This is a genomic window from Reyranella massiliensis 521 (assembly GCF_000312425.1).
GTDB lineage: Bacteria > Pseudomonadota > Alphaproteobacteria > Reyranellales > Reyranellaceae > Reyranella > Reyranella massiliensis.
This window is the reverse complement of record NZ_HE997181.1, coordinates 3,187,218-3,208,460: the sequence shown is the minus strand read 5'-3', so window position 1 is coordinate 3,208,460 and position 21,243 is coordinate 3,187,218. Positions and strand designations below refer to the sequence as shown.

Genomic DNA, 21,243 nt, shown 5'->3' with positions numbered 1-21,243 from the left:
GAGGAAACATGAGCCAGTTTGCGGCCCAGCCCACAACTTCGGTAATGCCGGAGGAGCTGCTCTACGGCGTCGAGAGCGCCATCGCCACGATCACACTCAATGCGCCGCAGCGCATGAATACGATTTCCGGGCCAATGCTGAAGCAGCTCACCGATGCCCTGGTGAAGGCCAACGAGGACCGTGCCGTCCGTGTCGTTATCCTGACCGGCACTGGCCGCGCCTTCTGCGCCGGCCTGAACCTCGAGGCGCAGAACAAGGGCACCGACAATCTGAGCGTCGGTTCGGGCGCCACGCCGACCAACATCGACCTGCGCAACACGCCGCCGCCGGTCCTGCATGCCATGGACAAGCCGGTGATCGCCGCGCTGAACGGATCGGCGGCAGGCTACGGCCTCGATCTCGCGCTGGGCGCGGACATCCGGGTGATGGCCCAGTCTGCCAAGCTCGCGGCGTCCTATGCCAAGCGTGGCGTGCTGCCGGAATCAGGGGGGACCTGGTACCTGCCGCGCATGCTGGGCTGGGCGAAGGCGTCCGAGCTGATCTTCACCGGCCGCACGCTGAGCGCCGACCAGTCGCTCGAAATCGGCCTGGTGAACAAGGTCGTGCCCGATGCGGAGGTCATGGGCGCGGCGCGCGAGCTGGCCCTGGAGATCGCGGCCAATGCGCCGCTCGCGATCCAGGCCGCGAAACGCATGATGCGCATGGCCTGGAACGAACCCTTCAACGAGCATGTTCATCATGTCTTCCTGCAGCTCCTGCCGCTGATGCAGACGGAGGACATGAAGGAGGGCATCAAGGCTTTCCTCGAAAAGCGCGAACCACAGTTCAAGGGGCGCTGACCATGAAGTTCACCTGGTTCCACTTGATGCCCTGGCCGCACATGCCGGACGATTTCCGGCAGAAGCATCGGTCGGTCTGGGTCGATCTGCCGAGCCGCATGTACGAGCCCGAGCGCGGTCACGGCATCTATCACCAGTATCTCGACCAGCTCGAATTCGCCGAGAGCGTGGGCTTCGACGGCATCGGCGTGAACGAGCATCACGCCAATGCCTACGGGCTGATGCCGTCCCCCAACATCATGGCGGCGACATTGACGCGCCGCACGTCGAAGGCAGCGCTGGTGGTGCTCGGCAATTCGATCGCACTCTACAATCCGCCGCTCAGGGTGGCGGAGGAGTTCGCCATGCTCGACGTGCTGTCGGGTGGACGGCTCGTGGCCGGCTTCCCGGTGGGCACGTCGATGGACACCAACTACGCCTACGGCACGATTCCTGCGCTGACCCGCGAGAAATACGCCGAGGCCCACGATCTCATTCGCAAGGCCTGGGCGGCCGACGAGCCGTTTGCCTTCAACGGCCGCTATACCAAGCTGCGCTATGTCAATTGCTGGCCCAAGCCCATCCAGCGCCCGGCGCCGCCGATCTTCATTCCCGGCGGCGGCTCGGTGGAGACGTATGACTTCTGTCTCGATAACACCTACTCGTATTCCTACCTGAGCTATTCGGGCTATCTCCGCGCCAAGCTGTTGATGGAGGGGTACTGGAAGCGGGTGGCGGAGCGGAAAACCGACGAATCGCCCTACCGTGCCGGCTTCGCCCAGGTGATCTGCGTCGCCGATACCGACGCCGAGGCGGAACGGCTCTACGGTCCGCACGTGAACTATTTCTACAATCGCTGCCTGCACGTCTATCCGGGCTTCGCGGATGCGCCGGGCTATCGCACCATCAAGACCATCCAGACCGGCGCCCTGTCGCAGTTCACGCAGGCTGCAGCTCGCGATTATCCCAACATGACCTGGAAGGACCTGGTCGACGGCCGCTACATCATCGCAGGCTCACCCGAGACCGTACGCCAGCAGATGGAAGAGCTGATCAAGAGCCTGCGTGTCGGCAATGTCTTCTGCCTGATGCATGTCGGCGACATGCCCGACGACAAGGTTCGCCATTCCACGAAGCTGTTCGCCGAGAAGGTGATGCCGCACCTGCGCAACCTGTGGCCGGACTGGAACAATCACGACGACCGCTTCTGGGTCCATCCCATGAACGAGCGCGTTTCGCTGAAGGTGGCTGCCGAATGAAGTCGCGTTTTCTCACGCTCAAACCTTCGGCCGCGCGTATCCAGATCGTCGAAGCCGGTAAAGGCAAGGATCTGCTCTATCTCCACGGCGCGGGCGGTCATATGCCGAACGATCCGCTGCTTGCCGCTCTCGCGAGCAAGTATCGCGTCGTGGCGCCGTTGCTGCCGGGCTACGGCCAGTCGACGGGCGAGGACGGGGTGCGCGACATGCTCGACGTCACCCTGCATGCACTCGATGTGCTGGAGGCGCTCAAGCTCAAGAAGCCGATCGTGGTCGGCCATTCGATGGGCGGCATGATCGCCGCGGAGATGGCGGCGATTGCTCATACGGAGATCACCAAGCTCTGCCTGCTGGCGCCGGCCGGTCTCTGGCTCGACGATCACCCGATCGCCGACATCTTCTCCAAGCTGCCCTACGAGCTGCCGGGATTGCTGTTTCATGACAGGGAAGCTGGCCAGAAACTGCTGACGTCGGGCGTCAACATGGAGGATCCGGAATTCCTCAAGGAATTCCTGGTCATGAATGCCCGGCGGCTCGGCATGGCGGGCAAGATCCTGTTCCCGATCCCTGACCGTGGTCTTGCCCAGAGGCTCTACCGCATTACCGCCAAGACCCTGATCGTCTGGGGGAGGGAGGACGTCCTGATCCCGCCGGTCTATGGTGATGCCTTCAAAAGGGCGATTTCCAAATCGAGATTGGTTAGGATTGCCAAGGCAGGCCACGCCGTCGGACAAGAGCGACCCGCGGCCGTGCTCAAGGCCATCAGGGACTTTTTCTAGCCGGAGATGACGATGCTCAGGGTAATTGCAGGAACCGTAGCGCTTCTTCTGGTGGCCGGCGCCGCCCAGGCCGAGCCGGCCGTATACACATGGACCGGCATGGGCGTGAATGTGCCCGGCAGCTCGAAGTGTCCGACCTACAAGATGACGATCAATGTCACCGTCGACGGCGACAGCGTCAAAGGCAAGTTCCAGCAGGAAAACCGGCCGGAACGGTCGTTCGAGACGACGCTCGGCAAGAACGGCGCCATCAAGACCGCGGCGATGGTCGGCGGCGGCGGCATGATGGATGTCATCGGCCAGATCAAGGACGGCGACTCCAAGATCAAGCTTGACGGCTACTGCAAGTTCGAAGGTCCGCTGACCAAGAAGTAGTCGTCACACCTTCTTGAAGGCACTCGTTCCGTGGCTAATGACAATTGGGGCTGGCGAGCCCGCATCGGCGTGTTCATCGTCGGCAACGAGGCCATTCCCGAAGCCGAATGGTGGGCGATGGTCCCACCCGGCGTCTCGGTGCACGCGGCTCGCGTGACGGCGCGCGCGCCTTGGGCACGCTGGCGTGAGGATCGTAAAGCGGTCGACCTCGAGGAAGACCTGATCCGCGGCAGCCGGCAGTTTGCGGCCATGCGGCTTTCGGCGGTTACGGTCGGTCACAGTTCGAGCAGCATCCTCGGTGGCAAAGGCTGGGACGAGGCCACCGTCGCCAGTCTCTCCGGCATCCTGGGGAACGGCGTGTTCGTCACGACGAACGGTCTGGACACGCAGGCCGCCCTCAAGGCTTCGAGCGTGAAGCGGCCGTTCCTGGTTCTGCCGCCCTGGTTCAACGACGAACTGGTGGCCACGGGCGTTCGCTACTACGCCGATCATGGGTTCGAGCCGGCCGGGCATCTTCGCTACGACCCGGGGCGGAAGTGGCGAGACCTGCCGCCGTCGGAGCTTTACGGCCACGGCATGGGCTTCGAGCAGGAAGTCGAGCCACTCTATGCGCAGATCAGGGCCGGTTGTCCGTCGAATGCAGACGGCATCCTGATCGCCGGCACGGGCTTCCGCTGCGTCGCGATCCTGGCGGCGCTTGAACAGGATCTGGGCCGGCCGGTGATTTCAGCCAACCAGGCAAGTCTCTGGCGGTGCCTGAGATCGGCCGGCGTTCATACCAAGATCGCCGACTACGGAAACCTGCTCAGCTTGTGAGCAGCGCGTCGTAGCCTCGCTCGCTGAACTGGAGGAGGCAGAAGCCGTGGCCGAACGGATCGGCAAGCATGGCTATCCTGCCGTATGGCGCGTCCTTGGCCGGCGCTTCGAGCTTCGCGCCGGCCCCCACCGCCCGCGCGACGGCCGTATCCACATCGTCGACGACGATGTCGGCATGAACCGGCGTCCAGTGCCGCTCGTAGCGCCGCAGATCGCCGCCGGCGCCGACGGTGCCGGCCTTCTTCGTCAGGAGGTAGACCGTCGTGGGCCACCCCAGCAGCTCGACGAAGTCAGCCCCGAACCGCCGGCCGACCTTCAGACCGAAGGCCATCGTATAGAACCGTACGCCCGCCTCCACGTCGGGCACATCGATATTGAGCAGCAATGACATCGCGATCCTCACGCGTGGGAGGGATGACTTTGAAGGGTCACCTTCCCACGCCGATGATGAGGGCGCTCGCGATTTTCGGACCTCATCGTCGCCCTGATGTCAGGCTCAGGTGTCAGGCCTCCATGACGACGGCCACGCGGCCCGTCACCGAGCGTTCCAAGAGCGCCTGCATTGCCTTGGGGGCCTCGCCGAGCTGATACGTCCGGTCGACGTGCGGGCGACAGAGGCCCTGCTCGCACCAACCGCGAATGCGTTCCATCAGCGCGAAGGTTCGGTCCGCTTCCTCGAAGCGGGCATCGTGCGGGCTCCAGCCCACATAGTAGCCGTAGTTGAAGCCCATCACCGCGATGGTCTTCACCAGCAGGATGTTGGCCGGGATCTGGGGGATCGTGCCGCTGGCGAAACCGATCGGGCAGATGCGGCCGCCGACCGCCATGCAGCGCAGGGACTGGGTGAAGACATCGCCGCCCACGGGATCGTACACGCGGTCGACGCCGCGGCCGCCGGTGAGCTTCAGCACCTCCTCGCGAAAGTCGATGGCGCGGTAATCGATCACGTGGTCGGCGCCATGCGCCTTGGCGAACGCGGTCTTGCGCGAACCGCCGGCCGTGGCAATGACCGTCGCTCCCAGGATCTTGCCGATCTCGACGGCTGCCATGCCGACGCCGCCGGCCGCGGCATGCACCAGCAGCGTGTGGCCGCTGCGCACGTCGAGGGCTTCCGGCCAGGTCAGCGCGCCCGCCGAGGTCGGGTAGGAGATGGCGAGCTGGATCGCCTCGACGAAGCTCAGATTCTTCGGCTTGGGAAAGACATTGACCTCGTGGGCGACCGCTTCCTCGGCCAATCCACCCCAGTCGAGGACGGCCACCACCTCGTCGCCGACTTTCAAGCGCTTGCAGGCGGGGTCGACCTCGGTCACGACGCCTGCGGCCTCGGTGCCCGGCGCAAAGGGGAACGGCGGCCGGCGCTGATATTTGCCGGCGATGATCAGGGTCGTGGCGAAGCTCACACCCGCCGCTTGGATCTTGATCCGGACCTGGCCCGCCTTGAGCGGCTGCGACTTGACCTCTTCCAGACGCAAATCTTCGGGGCCGCCCCATTGGCGGCAAATCATCGCCCGCATAATTCTCCTTTAAGAGAGCTGAACCGGCAGCGCCTTCACGCCGCGCAGGATCAGCGAATCGTGCCACTCCGGCTCGCCGCTGCATAGTCTGATGCGCGGCAGCCGCTCCGCAAGGCGGATTGCCGCAATCTGCGCTTCCAGGCGTGCAAGCGGAGCACCGAGGCAGAAGTGGATGCCGTGGCCGAAGGTCATGTGCGGGTTTTGCGGCCGGCCGATGTCGAAGCGCTCGGGATCGTCGAAGGCCTCGGGGTCGCGATTGGCCGAATTCATGAAGGCGAAAACGCGTTGACCCTCGCGGATCGTCTTGCCGCGCATTGCGATATCCGCCGCCGCGACGCGGGCTATGGCACCCGACGGTCCGTCGTAGCGCAGGAACTCCTCGACCGCGCTCTCGGCCAGCGCAGGATCGGCGACCAGCCGCTCCCATTGCTCGCGGTGCTTCATCGAATAGAGGAAGCCGTTGCCGATGAGATTCGTCGTGGTCTCATGGCCGGCAAAAAGCAGCAGAATGCAGGTGCCGATGATCTCGTCGGTGGAGAGCGCGTCGCGGTCGTCGCGTGCCAGCACGAGATGGCTGATCATGTCCTCGGCGGGCCGCGCCGTGCGATCTTCGACCAGACTGCGAAAGTAGTCGGACATGGCCTTGGCGCCGGCTTCGGCGCGCAGGTACTTGTTGCCGGCGACCTGGGCGGTGCCGATGAACAGCGCAATATCGTCGGACCAGACCTTCACGCGTTCCAGGTCGGCGCGCGGCACGCCCAGCAGGTCCATGATCACTGACGCAGGCAGCGGATAGGCGAAGTCGGCGATGTAGTCGACCGCCTCGCCGCGGGCGGCCTTGGCCTGCATGCCGTCAATCAGATGCGCGACGATGCCCTCGATGTTGGGCCGAAGATTGGCGACCGCGGTTGGCGTGAAGGCCTTGGTGAACAGGCGTCGCAGCCGCGTGTGATCGGGCGGGTCGCGAAACACCATCCAGTGGTTCAGATATCGCACCAGGCTCTCGATCGAGCCGCGTTGATACTCGGCGTTGGTCTTGAAGAAGGGCGTCAGCCGGTCGGCGGAAATCTGGCGGTTGTTCAGGGCCACCTGCTTCACATCGGCATAGCGCGTGACGATCCAGGCCTTCATGGCCGGCGACCAGTGCACCGGGTCCTCGGCGCGCAGCCGCGCGAATTCGGGGAAGGGATTGGCGTTGGTCGCGGGATTACCGAGGTCGAAGACGTAGGCCATGCCGCGAGGCTAGCGCCGGCCCGTTTACCAAACAAGTGTTTGTTTGATAGGATGTACCATGTCCCGTGAAACCCTGATGGCGGTGTCGGCCCGTCTTTTTGCGCGCGGCGGCTTCGACGCGACGTCGATGCGCGACATTGCCGGCGAGGCCGGGATGCTGGCGGGATCGATGTACTATCACTTCCCGTCGAAGAACGATCTGATCGCTGCGGTCTACGAGGAGGGCGTGGCCGAGATTTCGGCAGCCGTCGATGCCGCCGTGGCGGCGGCCGATAGCCCCTGGCGGCGGCTGGAGGCGGCCTGTGTGGCGCACCTGCAGTCGTTACTGTCTGACACGGCCCATGCGGCGGTCATGACGGCCGATCTCCGCCGCCTCGATGCACGTCTGCGCCGACGCCTGATCGCGATGCGCGATTCCTATGAACGGCGTTTCATTGACCTCGTGACGGCCCTGCCTCTGGGGCCGGGCATGGATCGGACCTTATGGCGCCTGCAGCTCTTAGGCGCCCTCAACTGGACACCGACCTGGTATCGGCCGGGCGGCAAGTCGCCGGCGAAGATCGCCCGCGCTCTCGTGGAAGCCCTGAAATGAGTGAGGAACGACGTTCGCGAAAGGCTGCTCGTTGCCGGGCGGAAAGCGGCCTTCGACGACTGGGCCAAGGCCATCTGGGAAGGCGCCGTGATGCGCTCCGAGGTCGGGCAGGCCCCGCTAGCGCTCGACGCCCAGGATCGGATGTTGGCGGCGCCAAGCGGCTTGTTGGAAGGCGGGCCCACCGCTGGGGGCCAGGGGCTACGCTCGAATCGTTTGCTATTTCGGCGGCGCCACGCCAGGTGCAGGACGCTCGGCGTCGCGGCTCGAGATCGCCTTGATCCAGGCGTTCATCGCCGCTTCGGTGACCGGGCCTTCGCCGAGATCCACCGTCAGCTTCTCCAGCTTGCCCGAGAAGGCGAACGGTACCTGGTAATCTTTGTCGTCGACCGGCGTCCCGGTGTCGAGACCGACGTCGAACGTCTCGTCCCAGGCGAAGGTGAAGGGCGTGGTGTGCGGCAGCGCAAGCCGAGCCGCCTCGTGTCCGTCGATCGACAGGATGCCGACGCCGCCGTGACCGAATGGGATGTCTCCTTTCTGCTCGAGGGCGAAGTCGAACACGATCGTGTGCTGTCCGGTCTTCAGCGCGTCGTGCGCTTGCCACTTGGGCCGTTCGAGGTTGAGCAGGTTCATCGTGAAGGTCGGCTTGCCGTCTTTCAGGTAGAGACCCCAGCCGGCGAAGCGGCCGCCCTGGGTCACCAGCATGCCGTTCGCGCCGCCCTCGGGCACGGTAACATCGGCGGTGATGCGGAAGGAGCGGTTCAGGATCGAAGGGGCGGCGTTGGACTGCGTGCAGCACGACGAACCGGTGTAGACGAATTGCTTGCGGCCGGCGGCCGGTCCCGGTCGCGGCGCAACCATCGCGGTAATCGAGTTGTTGAGCGGGAACACCTGGTTCTGCTCGCCCTGCATGATGAACAGCTCCTGCAGCGCGCGTAGCCGGGCGGGTTCGGCTTTTGCCAAGTCCCTGGTCTGGGTCGGATCGGCGGCGACGTTGTAGAGCTCCCAGGCGTAACCGTTCATCACGTCGGCCGGGCGCGGCGCCGTCACGCTGGCCCATGGGGGCGCCGGCGGCGTCGTGCTGGCGATCCAGCCGTCGTGGTAGAGAGCGCGGTTGCCGAGAATTTCGAAGTACTGCGTCGTGTGCGTCGAGGGCAGGCCTTTGTTCTCTGCCGGCAGGGTGTAGGCCATCGAGACACCGTCCATCGGACGCTGGGCGATGCCGTCCACCAGGTTGGGCTGGGGAATGCCCACGAGGTCCAGGATAGTCGGGGTAACGTCGATGACGTGGTGAAACTGGCTGCGGATGCCCCCGCGGTCTTTGATCCGCGCCGGCCATGAGATCGCCATGCCGTTGCGCGTGCCGCCGAAATGCGACGCCATCTGCTTGGTCCATCGGTAGGGCGTGCCGAGCGCCCAGGTCCAGCCGACTGCCATGTGGTTGTAGGTCTGATCGGTGCCCCAGACGTCGTACCACGGCATCTGCTTTTCGGCGTCGAGCGACACGCCGTTGAAGTACATGACCTCGTTGGGCGTGCCGTTGACCGAGCCTTCGGCGCTGCTGCCGTTGTCGCCGCTGACGTAGATGATCAGCGTGTTGTCGAGCTGCCCCAGCCGCTCGACCTCGGCGATCACACGGCCGATCTGGTGGTCGGTATAGGCGAGGTAGGCGGCGTAGACGTTGGCCTGGCGAATGAACAGCTTCTTCTCGATGTCGCCGAGGTCGGTCCAGCGCTTGAGCATTTCACTCGGCCAGGCCGGCAGCGCGGCGTTGGCGGGAATGACGCCCAGTCGCTTCTGGTTCTCGAAGATGCGCTCGCGCAACTTCTCCCAGCCCTCGTCGAAAAGATGCATCTGCTCAATGCGGTCGACCCACTCCTTGGTGGGATGGTGCGGCGCATGCGTGCCGCCCGGCGCATAGTGGATGAACCACGGCCGGTTGGGCGCGATCTCGACGTTCTGGCGGATGTAGCCGATGGCGTCGTCCGCCATCGCCGTGGTCAGGTTCCATCCCGGAGTGCCATTGTAGGGATGGATCGGCGTGGTGTTGCGGAAGAGGTTGCCGGGCTGCCACTGGCTGGTGTCGCCGCCGACGAAGCCGTAGAAATAGTCGAATCCCATGCCGCCCGGCCAGTTGGTGAAGGGCCCGGCAGCGCTCGCCTCCCAAGGCGGAACGTTGTGGTTCTTGCCGAACCAGGCGGTAGCATAGCCGTTCTGACGCAGGGTGGCGGCGATCGTCGCCGTCTCGCGCGGAATGATGGCATTGTAGCCGGGGTAGCCGGTCGACAGCTCGGCGACATTGCCGAAGCCGACCTGGTGGTGATTGCGGCCGGTCAGCAGAGCGGCGCGCGACGGCGAGCACAACGCGGTGGTGTGGAAAGTAGTGTAGCGCAGTCCCTCGCTGGCGACGCGGTCGAGAGTCGGCGTCGGGATGACGCCGCCGAAGGTCGAAGGCGCGGCGAAGCCCACGTCATCGGTCAGGATCAGCAGGACGTTGGGCGCCTTGGCCGGCGGCATCACCTGCGGCGGCCACGCCGGCGTGCTGTCGACAGCGTTGGGCAGGATCGCGCCGGTAAAGCGCGGCGAGGGCGCCGGCAATTGCAGGCCAGGCAGCGTCCGCACGGTACTGGGAGCTCCCGGCGTGCCGCGCACATCCTGAGCCCGAGCGAGAGTAACCACCGTCAAGGACGAGGTTACGAGTAGCGAGGCAATTACCGATCGAAGCACGGACTTCCCCCCTCCTCAATCTCGTTTCCGTTGAGTATCGACTGGTGCCGCATCTAAGGAGGCGGGGCTCTAGGCGGCCTTGATGCAGATCAACCGCTCAACCAACGGGCCGCTATGGTCCCGTCCGCTGCCGCTCTTGGCCCAACTCGGACATTTGTCGATCGACAACGCAGGCATCGTTCGGTGCTCGGGATTTCTGGAGCCGGACGGACTCGACGCATGGCCGAATCCGAGACCACCTTCATCCGATCGCTGCCTTTGCCCGACCCTAACCAGGAACGGCAGGGGCGGAAGCGTCGATGTGGCAATGCGCCCGGGGTCTACTTGTTGCCGTCGAGGGCGTGAGCCCACGGCCCGAAGGGCGGCATGTCCTTCGAGGGCTTGAGCGGGAAGACAGGCGCGCGCTTCTCGAAGAAGGACTTGATCCCTTCCTGGGCATCGGCGCCGGCGGCGAGATGGCCGACGCACTGCAGGTCGAGCGTCACCGCGTCGAGCGGGTCCTGGGCGCCCCACATGCTCCACATCAGGCGGCGGTTCACCGCCGCGGCGACGGCTGAGGAGGTGCTGGCAGCAAATTTCCGCGCTAGCGCCTGCGCGGCGGACAGCAGTTCGTCGGGCGCATGGACGGAACGAACGAGGCCGCCCTTCAAAGCTTCCTCGGCGCCGAACAATTCGGCGGTCATCACCCATTCCTGCGCCTGCTGCATGCCGACGAGGCGGGGCAGGAACCAGCAGCTTCCGGCTTCCATGGCCATGCCGCGCTTGTTGAAGACGAAGCCGATGCGGGCGGCGCTCGACATCAAGCGGATGTCCATAGGCAGGCACATGGTGATGCCGACGCCGACGGCCGCGCCGTTGATCGCGGCCACGATCGGCTTCAGGCAATTGAAGATCGCAAGCGTGATCGAATCGCTGGCCTCGCGCTTCTGCGGGGCATTGCCATCGTTCCAGACCGTGAAGGCACCGCTGCCGCCGGAAATATCGGCGCCGGCGCAAAAGGCGCGGCCGGCGCCCGTCACCACGACGGCGCGCACCTCATCCATCGCATTGACACTCTGGAAGAAGTCGATGAGTTCCCGGCTCATGACCGTGGAAAAAGCGTTCAGCTTGTCGGGGCGGTTGAGGGTCACCGTCATCACGCCGTCTGCGAGATCGGTCAGCAGGGTCTCGTATTTCATGGCTCGAACGCTCCTCATGATCGGTTCCGCCCAGCAAGACGGAATGTCGTTGCGTGACTCGTTGGTTTGGGAAACATTCGCCGCAACCCCAGCGAATCGCAATCTTGGAGGAAGTCGATGTCCCACCTGATCAAAACCGTCGAAGACGGCGTGATGAAAATCGTGCTGAACCGGCCTGATGCCATGAACGCGCTGAGCCGCGACATGATGAGCGCGCTCGACGATGCGCTCAACGAAGCGGCGGGCACCCGCGCCATCGGCTGCGTGGTGGTGCGGGGCGCCGGCGACAAGGCCTTCTGCGCCGGCGGCGACGTGAAGTCGATGGCGGCCGGTCGTGACCAGGACAAGACCTACGAAGACAAGGTGCACGACATTCGCATCCGCATGCGCGTCTCGGAACTGCTGCACGAAATGGGCAAGCCGACGATCGCCATGGTGAACGGCGTCGCCGCGGGCGCCGGCCTGTCGCTGGCGCTGGCGGCCGACATGCGCTTCGCCGGCAAGAGCGCGCGCATGACCACGGCCTTTGCCAAGGTGGGCTTCTCGGGCGACTTCGGTTCGCACTACTTCCTGCACAAGCTGGTCGGCACGGCCAAGGCGCGTGAGCTCTACTTCACCGCCGAAATTCTCAATGCCGAGCAGATCGAGAAGCTGGGGCTCGCCAACCGCATCGTCGACGACGCCAACCTCGACAGCGAGACCATGGCCTTCGCCAAGAAGCTCGCCGCCGGTCCGCGCGTCGCGTGGTGGCATGTGAAGAAGAACATGAAGGTGGCGGAAGAGGGCTCGCTCTCCGAGGCGCTGGACAGCGAAGCCGCGCGCATGATCCGCACCGGCGAGACCGAAGACCACAAAGAAGCGGCCCGCGCCTTCGTCGAAAAGCGCGCGCCGGTCTTCAAGGGCGTCTGAGCTTGATCCGGACGGCGAGGCGGGACAGAGCGCCCGCCACGCCGTCCGGCATCGCCACTATCGCGGCGATCAACAGCACGGCATAGAGCAGCGCCGACAGGCCTTTTCCTAGTCCCGCCGTGACGTCGGGAAAGAACTGCAGGAACAGGCCGCCCAGGATCGCGCCGCCGAGCGAATACATGCCGCCGACAACCAGGCCGAACAGCATCTGGACCGAGAGCGCAAAGTTGTAGGCCATCGGTCCTACGAATCCGAACTGATAGGCCGAAAGGCAGCCTGCGAGGGCGAGATAGGCGCCGGCGATTCCGGAGGCCATGGCGCGCACCTGGCCGACCTTGATCCCCTGTGCCGCTGCCGCGAGATCCTGGTCGCGCGCCGCTTTCATGGCCCGGCCGACGCGGCTGCCGATCAGGTTGTGCGTGAGCCAGAGGCCCAGGGCCAGCAGCGACAGCGCCATCAAAAACGCCCAACGGTCGTTGCTCAGCATGTCTGTCGGAGGCGTCGGAAAATCGAGATAGAGGCCCTGGACGCCGCCGGTCCACTGCTCGATTGGTCGCCACCGCAGAAGTTGCGGGAAGGCAATGGCGAACGCATAAGTGACCAGCGCCTGCGTCCATAGATTGTGCGGGCCGGCGACACGGCCGAGGCCATAGCCCGCAACGAAACCCAGCACGGGCGCCAGCGCCATCCCCCAGTAGGTCGACAGCGGTGTGTGGGTACCGAGGATCGCGGCGCCATAGCCACCAATGCCGAAAAGAGCGGCCTGGGCGAAGGAGAACTGGCCGCTCACGCCACACAGCATGACGAGGCCCACGAGCGCGATCGACCAGATCACGGCCTGCGTGAAGCGAAAGACAATAAAATCCGGCAGGCAAAAGGAGAGGGCGGCCGCTGCCACGAAGCCCATGGTCCACAAATACATAGTTCGCATGGGCCGCATGGCACTACGATAGCGGCAACCGACAGGAAATGGGAGCGAAGCGATGAGACTGAGGCAGTGCGTTTTCGTCTGCAAGGACCTCGAAAGTTCGCGCGAAGAACTGTGCGACATTCTCGGGATCGAGGTCGCCTATCGCGACCCTGGCGTGGCCAAGTGGGGTCTGGTGAACGTCGTCTGCCCCATCGGACACGACTTCCTCGAGATCGTGACGCCCTTCCAGGAGGGCACGTCCGCCGGCCGCTACATCGAGCGTCGCAAGGGCGATGGCGGCTATATGGTCATCCTTCAGGTTCCCGACGCCGCGGCCGAACGCCAGCACGTCACCGGCCTCGGCGTCCGCGCCGTCGCCCAGAAGGACCTGCCTGAGTACCAGTACACGCACTTCCATCCCTCGGACACGACGGGCGTGCTGCTGTCGCTCGACACGACGTTCGCACCCAAGGGCACCGATCCGGCCCTGTGGTGGCCACCAGCCGAGAAGGATTGGCTGAAGCACGCGCGGTCGGATGTCACCAATGGCCTGGCCGGCGTCGAGATCCAGCACGACGATCCGGACAAGGCGGCGGCGACCTGGTCGAAGATTCTCAATCGTCCGGCCACGGACAACATCATCAGGCTCGATGGTTCGCAGATCCGCTTCGTGCCGGCGGTCGATGGCCGTGGACCGGGTATCTCGGCCTACGACGTCAGCGTGGTCGACCGTGAGCGTGTGCTGGCGGCGGCGGAGAAGCGCGGCCGCAAGCACGGGCCGGCGCAGGTCGAGGTCTGCGGCTGCCGCATCAACCTGGTGTAAGGACGAATCGGCGTGGCCCCCGCTGGCGCAGGACCAGAAAGAAAAGCACGCCGAGATTCAGAATGTTGAAGACCATGCCGACCGAAAAGGCCGACATGTAGTCGCCGAAATAATCATAGAGGAGGCCGGCGCCCCAACCGCCGGCCGCCATGCCCAGCAGCCCAGCGAACAGCACCGTCGGAATGCGCCAGTTCGCTTCCTCGATGGAATAGTATTCGCGCACGGCGATGACGTAGGCGGGCAGGAGGCCCGAGAGGCCGAAGCCGAAGGCCGCCGAGATCGTAAAGAGCGCGGCCTGATCCCTGGTGAGCAGGAAGCCGACCAGGGCGGTGGCCTGGGCGAGCGAACTCCAGAGCAGGGTCTGGATGCCGCCGATCCGGTCCGCGAGCCAGCCCCAGAACTGGCGCGCGAGGAAGGCGCTGCCCAGCAGGACCGAGAGCATTGCCGCGCTGTACTGCGAGGCAAATCCCAGGTCGCTGCAGAAGGCCACGATGTGCTGCATCGGCACCGCCATCGGTACACAGCAGCAGAAGACCGCCACCATGAGCAGGATCATGACGAGGTTGGGCGACAGGCCGAGGCTCGCGGTGCTGCGCGGACTGCCGCCGGTGGTGCCGCTCGCCCTGGTGGCATCGGGCGGGGCCTGCAGAAAACCGATGGTGAGGCCGGCCACAGCCACGACGACCAAGGCCGCGAACAGGACCATGGTCCAGCGCCAGCCCACCTCGTCGATGCCGTACTGCAGGAGCGGTGGCCAGACGGCACCGGCGACCGACTGGCCGGACGAGATCAACGCCACGGCAGCGCCGCGCCGTCGTTCGAACCAGCGGCTTACATAGGTGATGAGCGGCGAGAACATGCACGAGGTGCCGAACAGGCCCATCAGGACGCCGTGACCGGCGTAGAGCAAGAAGAGTCCGCCGGACGCCGAGACGACAAGGCCGGCTGCCATCATGGCCGCGCCGAACAGCACGATGCGACGGATGCCGAGGCGGCCAGCGAGCCAACCCGCCACGATGCCGCCGAAGGCCGCGCCGAGATAGGTCAGGGCGCCGGCAGCCGCTGGACCGGAGCGCGGTGCATCGAGGTCGGCAGCCATGGGCTTAAGCGCCACCACCGAGATCAGCGGCGCGCCATAGCACAGGGTGAGGATCGCAAGGGCGGCCCAGGCCACGACCCAGGCGGTGCGACTGTCTAGAGTCGCTGTATCCGGCTTCATCTCAACGGTCCTCTACCAGGGCTTCGGTTTCGAGGGCCAGGCGACGCACGAGATCGACCGACAGCAACCGCTCCAGCTCGGCATGGGCCTTGCGCCAGACCGCGAGCGCTGCTTCGAGGCGCCGTGCACCTTTCTCCGTCAGCCAAACGAGCTTGCGACGCTGGTCGGCTTCGGCGACGGCGATCTCGACCAGCCCCTCGTTCTCCAGCGTGCGCAGGGTGCGGGAGAGGGTGGACTGGTCCAGGCCCATGCGCCCGGCAAGGGCGGAAATCGAGTCGTCCGATGCCGCGGCGATCTCCGCCATGAGGCCGAACTGGGCGAAGGACAAGTCCGCCGCCTCCAGCCGTAATTCGAGGAACTTGGTGATGCGCCGGGCGGCGGCGCGGACGTTCCAGCCGGCGCAAGCATCAATGGCGTTGCGGGCGTCGCTCCTAAGCGTCTTGGGGGATTGTGGCTTTTTCGGCATAATTGTCTGTATATACAATAATTGTATATACATGGGAATAGCCGTTGCCGCGGTAACTGGTGCTACCGGGCAGTGACTGTTGCAGGCCGGCGCGGGATGTAAGACGGTTGAAGACAAGGCAAGTTTATCGCGTATTGCTGCACGCCCACCCGGGCGTCGACCATACTGGTTCTGAATGGAGCCCGCTGATGCCAACTTTCGATCTGCCCCAGGGCAAGAAGCTCACCTATCGCGACGAAGGCGAGGGGGCGCCGCTGCTGCTGGTCCATGGCTCGCCGGGCGACAGCCGATCCTGGGCGCGGGTCGCACCACATCTCAGGGACCGCTTCCGCGTACTGGCAGTCGATCTGCCGGGTTACGGTGGATCGGATGGCGTGCCGGACGAGCCGGTCGGCCGCGCAGCGTTGATGGGCGCCGCTGTGGTGCGGCTGGCCGAGAGCTGCGGGCAGCCGGTCCGATTGGCTGGCCATTCCTATGGCGGCGTGGTCGCGCTGCAAGCCGCGCTGCAAGCGACCACGGGAACAGTCGAGCGCCTGGTCTTATTCGAGCCGGTGTTCTTCCGCGCTCTGCAACTCACGAATGACAAGAGCGCTCTCGATCCTGCGACGGCGCATTTCGAGAACTACGCCAGCCGAGCCGCCGTGGGGGAGCCGGCCGTCGTGCGCCTGATGGTCGACTATTGGTTTGGCGAGGGTGCCTTCGCGCGCATGCCCGAGCCCGTGCGCGGCTATCTCGAGGCCAATGCTCCGCGCAACGCACTCGACGTACGCAGCAGCTTCAACGATACCGCGACGGCGGAGCAGCTCCGCGCCCTCGACCACCCGGTGCTGGTGGCCTATGGAGATCGCAGTCCAGAGATCGTGCAGGCAATTGGTCGCGGCCTGCTGAAGCTGCTGCCCAATGCCCGCATGGAGGCGCTTGCCGGAGCCAACCATGGCATGCTGGATAGTCATCCGGAAGCGGTCGCACGCCTGATCGCGTCATGAGGTCATGCTGCGCATCAATCCCTTCGTCATGGGCCATCTCGTTGGCGCCGTCCTTGTGGGCGGCGCGGCGGGGACGTTGTTTCTCGATGCGCAGGCCGGGCTGATCTGCGCCGTGGCGCTGCTCGCCGGTGCCTTCGTCAGCTCTTACGTCTGTCAATGGTGGCCGGGCGTCGAGGCGCCGGGCTGGAAGCTCTGGGCGGTCGCCGTGTTCGCCAGTCCGATCATGCTGCTGGCGCTCGGCTACATCGCTTTCGACTACGAATGTACGGTCGGCATCAGGAGGGGCTGGAACTGCCTTCTCGCGGCAATCGCCATCATGGTGGTCGGCCTCTGCCTGTTGCCGCCGGCCATTGGCTTGCTGTGGCGCTGGTGGAAGCACCGCAAGGCGCCTCCAGCCAGCTAAACAGCGTCTGTCTTAGGCCGCGATGGCCTTGGCGAGCTTGCCGCGGATCATCTCTTCGGCTTCGCTGACGATGCGCTCGACCAGCTCCTTGCAGGTCGGAATGTCGTTGATCAGGCCCATGCAGGTACCGGCCGACCAGATGCCGTGCTCGAGGTCGCCGGTTTCGTAGACGACCTTGCCCTTGGCGCCGGCTACGAAGGGGCCGATCTCCTGGATGGTCTTGCCTTCGCCTTCCATCTCGATCGCCTTCTTGGCGACGGAATTGCCGAAGACGCGGCTGGTGTTGCGCATGGTGCGCAGGATCAGCGCCGTGTTGCGCTCGTCGGAGGAGACGATCTTCTCTTTCACGTTCTGATGGATCGGCGCTTCCTTGGTCGCCATGAAGCGCGTGCCCATGTTGATGCCTTCGCAGCCCAGCGCCAGTGCGGCTACCAGACCGCGCGCATCGGCAAAGCCGCCGGAGGCGATCATCGGGATCTTGATGACGTTGGCCGCGGCCGGCAGCAGCACGAGGTTCGGCACGTCGTCCTCGCCGGGATGGCCGGCGCACTCGAAGCCGTCCATCGAGATCGCATCGACACCGACCTTCTCGGCCGAGATGCCATGGCGAACCGAGGTGCACTTGTGGATCACCTTGATGCCCGCTTCCTTCATCTTGGGCAGGAAGGGCTTGGGGTTGTTGCCGGCAGTTTCGACGATCTTGATGCCAGAATCGATGATGGCGTCGATGTATTCGCCGTAGGGCCGCGGCACGAGCGTCGGCAGGATGGTCAGGTTCACGCCGAACGGCTGATCCGTCATCTCCCGGCAGCGCTTGATCTCCTTGCGCAGATCGTCCGGCGTCGGCTGGGTGAGGCCGGTGAGGAAGCCCAGCGCACCTGCATTGGCAACCGCCGAGGTGAGTTCGGCGCGGCCGACCCACTGCATGCCGCCCTGTACGATCGGGTGCTTGATGCCGAACATTTCCGTGAAGCGCGTCTTGATCATCGTGCCGTTTTCCCCGCTGGGTGAATTTGCCCAAGCATTAGCGAAGCCGCGGCATTGCCGCCACCCCACGGACCGTATGGCAGATTAGCCTTCCGCGAAGCGGATCAGGTGCGCTCGATGAAAGCGAGCGTATCGTCGAGGGTGGGCGCGCGTCCGCGCAAGAGCGACGAGAAGGCGCCGACGATCTCGATATGGTCGACCCCGGGATAGAGCTTGAGGTCGGCTTTGCCATCGGTTCGCCGCCAGGCAGCGGCAAGCCTTTCGCTGTTAAAGGGTTTCACGGTCGTGTCTGCCGTCCCGTGCAACAGCAGGATAGGGGGCAGCGGCGCCTTCGCGTAGGAAACGGGCTGGGTTTCGCGGCGATCCGGGCCGCCGAAGATTTCCTGAAGGCGGCGCGACGAGAGCGGCAGGAAATCGTAGGGGCCGGCGATCCCGATGGCACCCGCGAGCTGCATGCGGTCGACGCCGGCAGCCGAGAGATACGATGTGTTGGCGGCAAGCATCATGGCGTTGTAGCCGCCGGCGGAATGGCCGGCGACGAACAGTCGTTCAACCGAGGCTTCTTTGACTGCCCACCGCGTGGCCAAGGCGCAGTCCTCGATGAAGGTTGGATACAGAGCCTCCGGATAGACGCGATAGTCGGGAATGATCGTCGTCACGCCGTGCGAGGCCAGCGCCTGACCGACGAACAGATAGTCGCTCTTCGTGCCTGAATCCCAAGACCCACCGTAGAAGAAGATGACGCTCCTGCCGCCGGTCCTCGGCTTTTCGGCCTTGTAGACATCGAGCTTCTGGCGAGGGTGGCTGCCGTATGGAATGTCGGACGCGAGCATATACCCGTCGCGTGCGACCGTCGTATTGAGAAGCGCCGCGGGAGAGCATCCACCGAGGAGGCCGACGAGGGCCGAGAGGAAGCCTCGTCGCGCCGATGTCATACGGTCGCGATAGTGCGCACCCGCTCGGCCAGAGCCAGCGAGGCGGTCAGACCGGGTGATTCGATACCGAAGAGATTGATCAGCCCCGGAACGCCATGGTCGGCCGGTCCCTGAACCACGAAATCCTGCGCCGGCGCGCCCTGCGGCACGATCTTCGGCCGGATGCCGGCGTAACCTGGCTGCAGCGCGCCGTCTTTCAGGCCAGGCCAGTAGCGGCGAACTGCGGCATAGAACTTGTCGGCGCGATGGGGATCGACGGTGTAGTCGAGATCGTCGATCCACTCGACGTCGGGGCCGAATTTCGCCTGGCCGCCCATGTCGACGGTGATGTGCACGCCGAGTCCGCCCGGAACAGGGACGGGATAGATCAGGCGCGAGAAGGGCGAGCGGCCAGCCAAGGTGAAATAGTTTCCTTTTGCGTAGTACGTCCCGGGGATGTGGTTGGATGGCATCCCGACGATTTTTTTGCGATGGCGGGGGCGAAGAGCCCGGCCGAATTGACCACCAGGCCGCAGCGCAGCTTCATCGGCTCGGCGCCACCGACGTCGATCTCCACGCCGGCGTCGGTGACTCGGCCCTGATTCACGGGACTGTGGAACGCGAACATCGCGCCGCGCTCTTCGGCGTCGCCCTGCAGGGCCAGCATGTAGGAGTGGCTGTCGACGATGCCGGTGCTGGCGGAAAGCAGCGCCGCCGTGCAGTGGAGATTGGGCTCCATGGCCATCGCTTCGCTGGCGCTGAGCTGGCGCATACCCTCGACGCCGTTGGCCTCGGCCCGACCCTTGATCTCGGCGAGCTTTGCGCTCTCCTCATCATTGGTGGCGACGATCAGCTTGCCGCAGTTGACGTGGGGCACGCCGTGCTCGGCGCAGTAGGCGTAGAGCAGGCGACGGCCGGCCACGCAGGTCTCGGCCATCAGGCTGCCCTTGGGATAGTAGATTCCGGCATGGATGACTTCAGAGTTCCGCGAACTCGTCCCGGTGCCGATCCCTTCGGCGGCCTCCACGACGATGACCTCACGGCCGGCAAGGGCAAGGGCTCGGGCCACGGCAAGGCCCACGACACCTGCGCCGATCACAACGCAGTCTACGGTTTCATACGAGGACGAAGTCATGATCGCATGCTAGAACCCGCCGTTCTTTCAGTCACCAAGAGCGGGTGTCGCAGGATGAAGGGTGCGTTGGTCACGGGAGCGGGGGTGCGGATCGGTCGTGCGCTGGCAATGGCGCTGGCGGCCGATGGCTACTTCGTTTTTGTCCATCACAACCAATCGGCAGACGAGGCGCGGGAAACCGTGAAAGCCATCCAGTCCGCCGGCGGCAAGGCTAAGGCGGTTCGGGCAGATCTCGCTTCGGCCCGCCAGGCCGAGGCGCTGATCGAGAAGTGCCAGGTACCGGGAGTTCACCTCTCGCTGCTGGTCAACAACGCCTCGCTGTTCAAGCTCGACCGGGCGCCGACGGCCACCGCGGCCGATTTCGATCTGCATATGGCGATCAACCTGCGCGCGCCGCTGCTGCTCTCGCAGGCGCTGGCGCGGCAGCTGCCGGACAACGAGAGGGGCCTGATCGTCAACGTGCTCGACCAGAAGCTCTACAACCTCAATCCCGACTTTCTGAGCTACACGCTCTCCAAGGTCGGACTGCAGGGGCTGACGACCCTGCTGGCACAGTCCTTTGCGCCGCGGCTGCGCGTGGCGGGCATCGCCCCCGGCCTCACGCTGCGCAGCGGCAGCCAGACCGACGCGCGCTTTGCCGAACAGCATGCCGCCAACCCGCTCGAGGTCGGAGTCACCACCGACGATCTCGTGCGGGCGCTTCGTTTCATCGTGGCGACGCCCAGCTTTACGGGCGACACGCTGATCGTCGACAGCGGCGAGCATCTGACCGGCCGGCCGCGCGACATCGCCTTCGACAAGAAAAAGAAGAAGAAATGAACATGTCTGCCGTTTCGGACCGCCGCATCTTCATCCGCGACCTGCGCCTGCAGGTCTCGATCGGCATCTACGATTTCGAGCTGGCCAAGCCGCAGGCCGTCGTCGTGAATGTCGATCTCTTCCTGGCGCCACCCGAGAAAGCGGCCGAGGACGATATCGCCAACGTGCTGAACTACGATGTCATCCATGACGGCATCATTGCGCTGGCCCAGAGTCGGCATTTCAACCTGCAGGAGACGCTGGTCGATGCCATCCTCGACCTTTGCCTCGCCCAGCGACAGGTGATCGAGGCGCGTGTCTCGACGGAGAAGCCCGACGTCTACAAGGATTGCCGCGTCGGTTACGAGGCGGTCCGCCGCCGCGCGCAGAGCTGACGCGGCCAGC

General features: G+C 65.0%; 22 protein-coding genes and 1 pseudogene. 12 read left to right on the top strand and 11 right to left on the bottom strand.

All coding sequences use genetic code 11. The annotated features are described in order from the left end of the window. Positions 1–8: 8 nt before the first annotated feature. Genes BN60_RS15720 through BN60_RS15700 form a run of 5 tightly spaced genes read left to right on the top strand, consistent with a single transcriptional unit; the run spans position 9 to position 4,047 of the window. Positions 9–839 (top strand): enoyl-CoA hydratase/isomerase family protein, encoded by an 831-nt coding sequence (locus BN60_RS15720; protein ID WP_020697050.1) that lies wholly within the window; start codon positions 9–11, stop codon positions 837–839. Between the two features lie 2 nt (positions 840–841). Next, positions 842–2,077, top strand: coding sequence for an LLM class flavin-dependent oxidoreductase (locus BN60_RS15715; protein ID WP_020697049.1), 1,236 nt, complete (start codon positions 842–844; stop codon positions 2,075–2,077). Beyond that, positions 2,074–2,856, top strand: coding sequence for an alpha/beta fold hydrolase (locus BN60_RS15710; protein WP_020697048.1), 783 nt, complete (start codon positions 2,074–2,076; stop codon positions 2,854–2,856). Before BN60_RS15715 ends, BN60_RS15710 begins: the two co-directional genes overlap by 4 nt. Before the next feature lie 12 nt (positions 2,857–2,868). Continuing rightward, entirely contained in the window at positions 2,869–3,231 is a 363-nt protein-coding gene (locus BN60_RS15705) for a hypothetical protein (RefSeq protein WP_020697047.1), read from the top strand. A gap of 30 nt (positions 3,232–3,261) precedes the next feature. After that, positions 3,262–4,047: a maleate cis-trans isomerase family protein gene (locus BN60_RS15700; protein ID WP_148283436.1), complete on the top strand. Its 786-nt coding sequence runs from the start codon at positions 3,262–3,264 to the stop codon at positions 4,045–4,047. Here the strand turns inward: BN60_RS15700 and BN60_RS15695 are convergent. The 3 genes from BN60_RS15695 to BN60_RS15685 all read right to left on the bottom strand — a co-directional run bounded on the left by BN60_RS15695 (position 4,037) and on the right by BN60_RS15685 (position 6,794). After that, positions 4,037–4,438 (bottom strand): VOC family protein, encoded by a 402-nt coding sequence (locus tag BN60_RS15695; RefSeq protein WP_020697045.1) that lies wholly within the window; start codon positions 4,436–4,438, stop codon positions 4,037–4,039. The genes BN60_RS15700 and BN60_RS15695 overlap by 11 nt on opposite strands. 112 nt (positions 4,439–4,550) lie before the next feature. Then, positions 4,551–5,561 (bottom strand): NADPH:quinone oxidoreductase family protein, encoded by a 1,011-nt coding sequence (locus BN60_RS15690; RefSeq protein ID WP_020697044.1) that lies wholly within the window; start codon positions 5,559–5,561, stop codon positions 4,551–4,553. Positions 5,562–5,570: 9 nt separating this feature from the next. Beyond that, entirely contained in the window at positions 5,571–6,794 is a 1,224-nt protein-coding gene (locus tag BN60_RS15685) for a cytochrome P450 (protein WP_020697043.1), read from the bottom strand. A gap of 58 nt (positions 6,795–6,852) precedes the next feature. Here BN60_RS15685 and BN60_RS15680 point away from each other — a divergent pair, with 58 nt between their 5' ends. Beyond that, positions 6,853–7,386, top strand: a complete 534-nt coding sequence (locus tag BN60_RS15680; protein ID WP_083856133.1) for a TetR/AcrR family transcriptional regulator — start codon at positions 6,853–6,855, stop codon at positions 7,384–7,386. A gap of 216 nt (positions 7,387–7,602) precedes the next feature. On the opposite strand, the gene BN60_RS15675 is transcribed toward BN60_RS15680, so the two are convergent. Together BN60_RS15675 and BN60_RS15670 are read right to left on the bottom strand one after the other, a co-directional pair. Then, entirely contained in the window at positions 7,603–10,110 is a 2,508-nt protein-coding gene (locus BN60_RS15675; RefSeq protein WP_245539828.1) for an arylsulfatase, read from the bottom strand. Positions 10,111–10,430: 320 nt separating this feature from the next. After that, positions 10,431–11,288 (bottom strand): enoyl-CoA hydratase-related protein, encoded by an 858-nt coding sequence (locus BN60_RS15670; RefSeq protein ID WP_020697040.1) that lies wholly within the window; start codon positions 11,286–11,288, stop codon positions 10,431–10,433. A gap of 117 nt (positions 11,289–11,405) precedes the next feature. Between BN60_RS15670 and BN60_RS15665 the strand changes: the two genes are divergently transcribed. Next, on the top strand, positions 11,406–12,197 hold the full coding sequence (locus BN60_RS15665) for an enoyl-CoA hydratase (RefSeq protein ID WP_020697039.1): 792 nt from the start codon (positions 11,406–11,408) through the stop codon (positions 12,195–12,197). Here BN60_RS15665 and BN60_RS15660 read toward each other — a convergent pair. Beyond that, complete coding sequence (locus tag BN60_RS15660; protein ID WP_177324829.1) at positions 12,184–13,128, bottom strand: branched-chain amino acid ABC transporter permease; 945 nt, start codon at positions 13,126–13,128, stop codon at positions 12,184–12,186. The two genes, BN60_RS15665 and BN60_RS15660, sit on opposite strands and share 14 nt — an antisense overlap. A 52-nt stretch (positions 13,129–13,180) precedes the next feature. On the opposite strand from BN60_RS15660, the gene BN60_RS15655 reads away from it, so the two are divergent. Beyond that, positions 13,181–13,930: a VOC family protein gene (locus BN60_RS15655; protein ID WP_020697037.1), complete on the top strand. Its 750-nt coding sequence runs from the start codon at positions 13,181–13,183 to the stop codon at positions 13,928–13,930. On the opposite strand, the gene BN60_RS15650 is transcribed toward BN60_RS15655, so the two are convergent. Together BN60_RS15650 and BN60_RS15645 are read right to left on the bottom strand one after the other, a co-directional pair. Further along, positions 13,917–15,149 (bottom strand): MFS transporter, encoded by a 1,233-nt coding sequence (locus BN60_RS15650; protein ID WP_051150138.1) that lies wholly within the window; start codon positions 15,147–15,149, stop codon positions 13,917–13,919. The genes BN60_RS15655 and BN60_RS15650 overlap by 14 nt on opposite strands. Position 15,150: 1 nt before the next feature. Continuing rightward, positions 15,151–15,615 (bottom strand): MarR family winged helix-turn-helix transcriptional regulator, encoded by a 465-nt coding sequence (locus BN60_RS15645; protein ID WP_020697035.1) that lies wholly within the window; start codon positions 15,613–15,615, stop codon positions 15,151–15,153. 188 nt (positions 15,616–15,803) lie between these two features. Between BN60_RS15645 and BN60_RS15640 the strand changes: the two genes are divergently transcribed. Both BN60_RS15640 and BN60_RS15635 read left to right on the top strand, forming a co-directional pair. Next, entirely contained in the window at positions 15,804–16,601 is a 798-nt protein-coding gene (locus BN60_RS15640) for an alpha/beta fold hydrolase (RefSeq protein WP_020697034.1), read from the top strand. Between the two features lie 4 nt (positions 16,602–16,605). Continuing rightward, positions 16,606–17,004 (top strand): hypothetical protein, encoded by a 399-nt coding sequence (locus tag BN60_RS15635; RefSeq protein ID WP_020697033.1) that lies wholly within the window; start codon positions 16,606–16,608, stop codon positions 17,002–17,004. A gap of 12 nt (positions 17,005–17,016) precedes the next feature. Here BN60_RS15635 and BN60_RS15630 read toward each other — a convergent pair whose 3' ends face one another. The 3 genes and pseudogenes from BN60_RS15630 to BN60_RS15620 form a co-directional block, all read right to left on the bottom strand. Next, positions 17,017–17,991 (bottom strand): NAD(P)H-dependent flavin oxidoreductase, encoded by a 975-nt coding sequence (locus BN60_RS15630; RefSeq protein WP_020697032.1) that lies wholly within the window; start codon positions 17,989–17,991, stop codon positions 17,017–17,019. Between the two features lie 104 nt (positions 17,992–18,095). Then, on the bottom strand, positions 18,096–18,824 hold the full coding sequence (locus tag BN60_RS15625; RefSeq protein WP_020697031.1) for an alpha/beta hydrolase: 729 nt from the start codon (positions 18,822–18,824) through the stop codon (positions 18,096–18,098). A 98-nt stretch (positions 18,825–18,922) separates the two neighbouring features. Continuing rightward, positions 18,923–20,040: pseudogene (locus BN60_RS15620) on the bottom strand (NAD(P)/FAD-dependent oxidoreductase). A gap of 54 nt (positions 20,041–20,094) precedes the next feature. On the opposite strand from BN60_RS15620, the gene BN60_RS15615 reads away from it, so the two are divergent. Together BN60_RS15615 and BN60_RS15610 are read left to right on the top strand one after the other, a co-directional pair. Further along, positions 20,095–20,859: an SDR family oxidoreductase gene (locus BN60_RS15615; protein WP_043283979.1), complete on the top strand. Its 765-nt coding sequence runs from the start codon at positions 20,095–20,097 to the stop codon at positions 20,857–20,859. A gap of 2 nt (positions 20,860–20,861) precedes the next feature. Then, positions 20,862–21,233, top strand: a complete 372-nt coding sequence (locus BN60_RS15610; RefSeq protein WP_043285789.1) for a dihydroneopterin aldolase — start codon at positions 20,862–20,864, stop codon at positions 21,231–21,233. Positions 21,234–21,243 lie beyond the last annotated feature (10 nt).